A 6020-nucleotide genomic window follows, 5' to 3' on the forward strand; every position below is an offset into this window, starting at 1 on the left:
GGGACGCCTTCATAGTGTCAGGCGAGGACAGGATTCCGGCAACGAGGTGTCATTGCCAGGCTTTCGCCCACGGGCTTGTCATCATGTCATTCCGGAGGCGATCCGCCTTGCACACTGTCGCTTGCCCGGCCCCTTGCGAACGGGGCATCGTCGCAGGATGGGCACGCCGCCCCTGCATGCTCCCGAGGAGAGATACCCATGGACCGGACCATCGTCGGCGATCGCTTCGACGCCGGAGCCCAGTACATCGACGGAGCCCTGCGCCGGGGCACCTCGGAGACGACCTTCGAGGTCACCAGCCCCGCCGACGGCGGCCTGGTGCAGCGGGTCGACCTCGCCTCGGACGCCGACGTCGACGAGGCTGTCGCCGCCGCCAAGCGCGCCTTCCCCGAGTGGTCCGGTGCTACGCCGGGCTCCCGCAGCGAGGCGCTGACCAGGCTCGCCGCGATCCTGACGGAGCGCGCCGACGACTTCGCCGGGGTCGAGTCCGCGCAGTCCGGCAAGCCGATCAAGCTCACCACCGAGTTCGACGTGCCGGGCACGATCGACAACACGGCCTTCTTCGCCGGCGCCGCCCGCAACCTGGAGGGCAAGGCCTCCGGCGAGTGGTCCGGCCTGCACACCTCCTCGATCCGCCGCGAGGCGATCGGCGTCGTCGGCTCCATCGCGCCGTGGAACTACCCGCTGCAGATGGCCGCCTGGAAGGTCCTCCCGGCCATCGCCGCGGGCAACACCATCGTGCTCAAGCCGGCCGAGCTGACGCCGCTCACCTCACTGATGTTCGCCCAGGCCTGCAGCGACGCGGGCATCCCCGAGGGCGTGGTCAACGTGATCACCGGCAAGGGCCGCAGCGCGGGCGAGCGCCTGATCGGCCACGCCGACGTCTCGATGGTCTCCTTCACCGGCTCGACCGGCGTCGGCAAGCGGGTCGGCGAGATCGCGATGCAGACCGTCAAGCGCACCCACCTGGAGCTCGGCGGCAAGGCCCCCTTCGTGGTCTTCGACGACGCCGACCTGGAAGCCGCCGTCCACGGCGCGGTCGCCGCCTCGCTGATCAACACCGGCCAGGACTGCACCGCCGCCACCCGCGCCTACGTGCAGCGCGCGCTCTTCGACGACTTCGTCGCGGGCGTGGCCGAGCTCTTCGAGGCGGTCCGCCTCGGCGACCCGTTCAACCCGCAGACCGACCTCGGCCCGCTCGTCTCGCTGCGCCAGCGCGACTCGGTCGCCGGGTTCGTCGACCGCGCCCGTGGCTACGGCGCGAACATCGTCGCCGGTGGCTTCACCCCCGAGAAGGGCCACGACGGCACCGACCTCACCCTCGGCGCGTACTACCGCCCGACGCTGATCACCGGCGTCGGCCAGGACGCCGAGGTGGTCCAGCAGGAGATCTTCGGCCCGGTCCTGGTCGTGCTGCCCTTCGACAGCGACGAGGAGGGTCTGCGGCTCGCCAACGACACCCCCTACGGGCTGGCCGCCTCTGCGTGGACCCGCGACACCTACCGGGCCCTGCGCGCCACCCGCGAGATCCAGGCCGGGTGCGTGTGGGTCAACGACCACATCCCCATCATCAGCGAGATGCCCCACGGCGGTTACAAGGCCTCTGGCTACGGCAAGGACATGTCGCAGTACTCGCTCGACGAGTACACGCAGGTCAAGCACGTGATGCAGGACATCACCGCGCTCGCGCGCAAGGACTGGCACCGCACCATCTTCGGTGACCGGTAGTCAGTTCGGAACTCTCCAACCCGCTACGTCCCGGTGGCAGCAAAGCCGCCGGGGCAAAGAAAGCAGTGAGAACATGGATCCGGCCCATTCGCTCGCCGACGTCCAGTACACCCCCTTCTGGCTCGCGGACCCCGCGAAGCCCGAGCACCTGCCGGCCCTGGTCGGCGACACCCACTGCGACCTGCTGGTTGTCGGCGGTGGCTACACCGGCCTCTGGACCGCGCTGATCGCCAAGGAGCGCGACCCCTCCCTGGACGTGGTCCTGGTGGAGGGCAAGGAGATCGGCTGGGCCGCCTCCGGCCGCAACGGCGGCTTCTGCGCGGCCAGCCTCACCCACGGCTTCTTCAACGGCCTGGAGCGCTGGCCGAACGAACTCCGCACGCTGGAGCGCCTGGGCGGCGAGAACCTCGACGCCATCGAGGCGGCCGTCAAGCGCTACGGCATCGACTGCGACTTCGAGCGCACCGGCGAACTGGACGTGGCCACCGAGCCGCACCAGGTCGAGGAGCTGCGCGAGGGCGTGGAGCAGATGCGCGAGTACGGCGTCGAGGCCGAGTTCCTCGACGCGGACGCGGTCCGCGCGGAGGTGAACTCGCCGACCTTCCTGGCCGGCGTCTGGCACCGCGACGACGTGGCCATGGTCCACCCGGCCAAGCTGGCCTGGGGGTTGAAGAAGGCCTGCACCGATCTCGGCGTGCGGATCTTCGAGCACACCCCGGCCACCGACCTCGCCCCGCAGGGCGCGGGCATGGCCGCCCGCACCCCTTACGGCCGCGTCTTCGCCCGGCACGTGGCACTGGGCACCAACATCTTCCCGAACCTGGTCAAGCGACTGCGCACGTTCCTCGCGCCGGTCTACGACTACGCGTTGATGACCGAGCCGCTCTCGGCCGAGCAGCTCGACGCGATCGGCTGGAAGAACCGTCAGGGCCTGGGCGACTCCAACAACCAGTTCCACTACTTCCGGATCTCCGCCGACAACCGCATCCTCTGGGGCGGCTACGACGCGGTCTACCACTACGGCAGCAAGGTGCGGGACGAGTACGACCACCGCCCCGAGACCTACCGCAAGCTGGCCGGTCACTTCTTCACCGCCTTCCCGCAGTTGGAGGGCCTGAGGTTCAGCCACGCCTGGGGCGGCGCGATCGACACCTGCAGCCGGTTCTCGGCCTTCTTCGGGACCGCGCACAAGGGCCGAGTCTCCTACGCGCTCGGCTACACCGGCCTGGGCGTCGGCGCGACCCGGTTCGGCGCGGAGGTGATGCTCGACCTGCTCGCCGGTGAGCGGACCGAGCGCACCGAGCTGGAGATGGTCAAGAGCAAGCCGCTTCCGTTCCCGCCCGAACCGGTGAAGTGGCTCGGCATCGAGATGACCCGCTGGTCGCTCGACCGCGCCGACCACAACGAGGGCAAGCGGAACCTGTGGCTGAAGACGATGGACGCGGTCGGTCTGGGGTTCGACAGCTGACGAACTTCGAGGACTTCGACAGCTGAGTCCGTTTCTGACTTTCGATAGGCATGTCCATGGCGGCGCACACCTTATAGCGGGTGTGCGCCGCTTTCGCGCTCTTACGCGCCTTCTCGTCCCTGTGAGCCGGTCGCCCTCAACGATTGTGCGAAACCGCTGTAAGAGCCGGACCACGACCCGCTCTCTCAAGGTGGCACCGGGACAGCCACGTCCGGGTGCCAGCCGGCGGACGTGGAGGGCGAGGGTGATGGGAAGTCTCGAAGCCAGAGGCGCGGTCGAATGGTTGGCCGCCGCCGCACCGGATCCGGAGGCAACCCGCTGGGAGTGGGAACGCAGCGCCCTCGGCATCGCGCTGCTCCCGGCCGGGCGGTTCTGGGACGTACTGATCGTGCCCGGCGAACTCGGGCGGCTGACCGTCGACGTGCTGCTCCGCCTGGACAGCGATCCCGGACCGGTGCTCGTCGACTTCGGCGACTACCGGTTCGGATTCTTCGTCCCGCCGGGCACCGCCGCCCGCTGGGTCGGCACGGGCGTGCGCAGCGCAGGGCCCGGCACCTGGCTCGCCGTCCCGCACCCCTCCCGAGCTGGCCGAGGCCTGCGCTGGCTGGTGCCCCCGGACGGCAGCGGCCTGCTCAACGATCCGGTGCTGCTGGAGCTCGCCATGCACGAGGCGGCGGCGCTGCTGGTCGTCGGTGAGGCCGATCGGGGGAACGGCGGCGACGGGGTGTAAGGCAGTCCGGGGATTGTCCGACAACGTGCCGATTGAGGGCCCGAGAAGGGGAAAACAGAATGGAGAGAGAGCGGGACCGACACCGCACGGAGCAAGTCTTCTGTGTGCCTTCTGTGTGCCCCGCCTGAACTCGGAGGCAGACGTTGAGCAAGCACATCACCCACTGGATCGGCGGCGAGGCCGTGGCCACGGCCGGCGCTGCCCCGCGCCGCGGTGACATCTACGACCCCGCGACCGGCAGGGTCACCGGCCAGGTCGACTTCGCCACCATCGCCGAGGTGGACGCGGCGGTCAGTGCTGCCGTCTCGGCGTTCTCCGAATGGCGTCAGGCCTCGCTCGCCAAGCGCACCACCGTGCTGTTCAAGTTCCGCGAGCTGCTCAACGAGCGCAAGGACGAGCTCGCCTCGATCATCGTCTCCGAGCACGGCAAGGTGCACTCGGACGCGCTCGGCGAGATCGCGCGCGGCCAGGAGGTCGTGGAGCTGGCCTGCGGCATCTCCCACCTGCTCAAGGGCGGCTTCAGCGAGCAGGTCTCCACCGGCATCGACGTCTACTCGATCCGCCAGCCGCTCGGCCCGGTCGCGATCATCTCGCCGTTCAACTTCCCTGCCATGGTGCCGATGTGGTTCTTCCCCATCGCCATCGCCGCGGGCAACACCGTCATCCTCAAGCCCTCGGAGAAGGACCCGTCCGCCGCGCAGTTCCTCGCGGAGCTGTGGAAGGAGGCCGGTCTGCCCGACGGTGTCTTCAACGTCGTCCACGGCGACAAGGTCGCGGTCGACCGCCTGCTGGAGCACCCCGACATCAAGTCGGTCTCGTTCGTCGGCTCCACGCCGATCGCCCGCTACGTCTATGAGAACGGCACGCGCTACGGCAAGCGCGTCCAGGCGCTGGGCGGCGCCAAGAACCACATGCTGGTCCTGCCGGACTCGGATCTGGACCTGGCCGCCGACGCCGCGATCAACGCCGGCTTCGGCGCGGCGGGTGAGCGCTGCATGGCGATCTCCGTCCTGGTCGCGGTCGAGCCGATCGCGGACGAGCTGATCGAGAAGATCAAGTCCCGGATGGCCACCCTCAAGGTCGGCCCCGGCTGCAACGGCGACTCCGACATGGGCCCGCTGGTCACCGGCGTCCACCGGGACAAGGTCACCTCCTACCTGGAGTCCGGCGTGGCCGACGGCGCCGAGCTGGTCGTCGACGGCCGCAAGCACCCGATCAACGGCGAGGACATCAACGGCGAGGACACCGTCGACGGCTTCTGGCTGGGCCCGACGCTGTTCGACCACGTCAAGCCCGGCATGTCCGTCTACAACGACGAGATCTTCGGCCCGGTGCTGTCGGTCGTGCGGGTCGACTCCTACGAGGACGGCCTGCAGCTGATCAACAACAGCCCGTACGGCAACGGCACGGCCATCTTCACCAACGACGGCGGCGCGGCCCGGCGCTTCCAGAACGAGGTCGAGGTCGGCATGATCGGCATCAATGTGCCGATCCCGGTGCCGGTCGCCTACTACTCCTTCGGCGGCTGGAAGGCCTCGCTCTTCGGCGACCTGCACGCCTACGGCCCGGACGGCATCAACTTCTTCACCCGCAGCAAGGCCGTGACCCAGCGCTGGCTCGACCCGAGCCACGGCGGCATCAACCTGGGCTTCCCGACCAACGCCTGATCGGGCGACCCCCCTTCGGGGGATCTTCGGCCTCCAGGGTCCGGAACGTGGACTTGCATCTGCGTTCCGGGCCCTGTAGTGTTCTCCGAGTTGTCTCGTCCACAGCGTGCATCGCGTGGGCCTGGAGACAGCGAACCCCCTGAAGCCGATGATCGTACGAATTCATTTTCGTGCTGCCATTTTTCGGGACCGGCTGGTGGATTTGGTTAACGCCGGAGAAACCAGCTAGAGTTTCACTCGTCGGAACGGGCCGGAGCGAAAAGCGAAGGCCGAAACGTTCTGATAGAGTAGAAAACGAAGGAAGCGCCCGGAGGGCCCGGTGAAACGGGGCTGAAGGAAGCGTCCGTTCCTTGAGAACTCAACAGCGTGCCAAAAGTCAACGCCAGTTACTTTTGAGAACAAATTTTCAGCGAGGACGCTGTGCACG

General features: G+C 68.5%; 4 protein-coding genes. All 4 read left to right on the forward strand.

What is annotated here, in order from left to right:
- Positions 1 to 198 precede the first annotated feature (198 nt).
- The 4 genes from ABH940_RS21075 to ABH940_RS21090 all read left to right on the forward strand — a co-directional run bounded on the left by ABH940_RS21075 (position 199) and on the right by ABH940_RS21090 (position 5593).
- Positions 199 to 1728, forward strand: coding sequence for a gamma-aminobutyraldehyde dehydrogenase (locus ABH940_RS21075; protein WP_370105944.1), 1530 nt, complete (start codon positions 199 to 201; stop codon positions 1726 to 1728).
- A 73-nt stretch (positions 1729 to 1801) separates the two neighbouring features.
- Complete coding sequence (locus tag ABH940_RS21080; RefSeq protein ID WP_370060696.1) at positions 1802 to 3196, forward strand: NAD(P)/FAD-dependent oxidoreductase; 1395 nt, start codon at positions 1802 to 1804, stop codon at positions 3194 to 3196.
- A gap of 247 nt (positions 3197 to 3443) precedes the next feature.
- Positions 3444 to 3926: a hypothetical protein gene (locus ABH940_RS21085; protein ID WP_370060695.1), complete on the forward strand. Its 483-nt coding sequence runs from the start codon at positions 3444 to 3446 to the stop codon at positions 3924 to 3926.
- A gap of 143 nt (positions 3927 to 4069) precedes the next feature.
- A complete protein-coding gene (locus ABH940_RS21090; RefSeq protein WP_370105945.1) occupies positions 4070 to 5593 on the forward strand; it encodes a CoA-acylating methylmalonate-semialdehyde dehydrogenase in 1524 nt (507 codons plus the stop codon).
- Positions 5594 to 6020 lie beyond the last annotated feature (427 nt).

This window comes from Streptacidiphilus sp. BW17, from assembly GCF_041262485.1.
Taxonomy (GTDB): domain Bacteria; phylum Actinomycetota; class Actinomycetes; order Streptomycetales; family Streptomycetaceae; genus Streptacidiphilus.

What these genes read in the sequence shown, in the direction of transcription:
- ABH940_RS21080 (WP_370060696.1), top strand. Translation starts at nt 1,802, where the DNA reads ATGGATCCGGCCCATTCGCTCGCCGACGTCCAGTACACCCCCTTCTGG.
- ABH940_RS21085 (WP_370060695.1), top strand. Translation starts at nt 3,444, where the DNA reads ATGGGAAGTCTCGAAGCCAGAGGCGCGGTCGAATGGTTGGCCGCCGCC.
- ABH940_RS21075 (WP_370105944.1), top strand. Translation starts at nt 199, where the DNA reads ATGGACCGGACCATCGTCGGCGATCGCTTCGACGCCGGAGCCCAGTAC.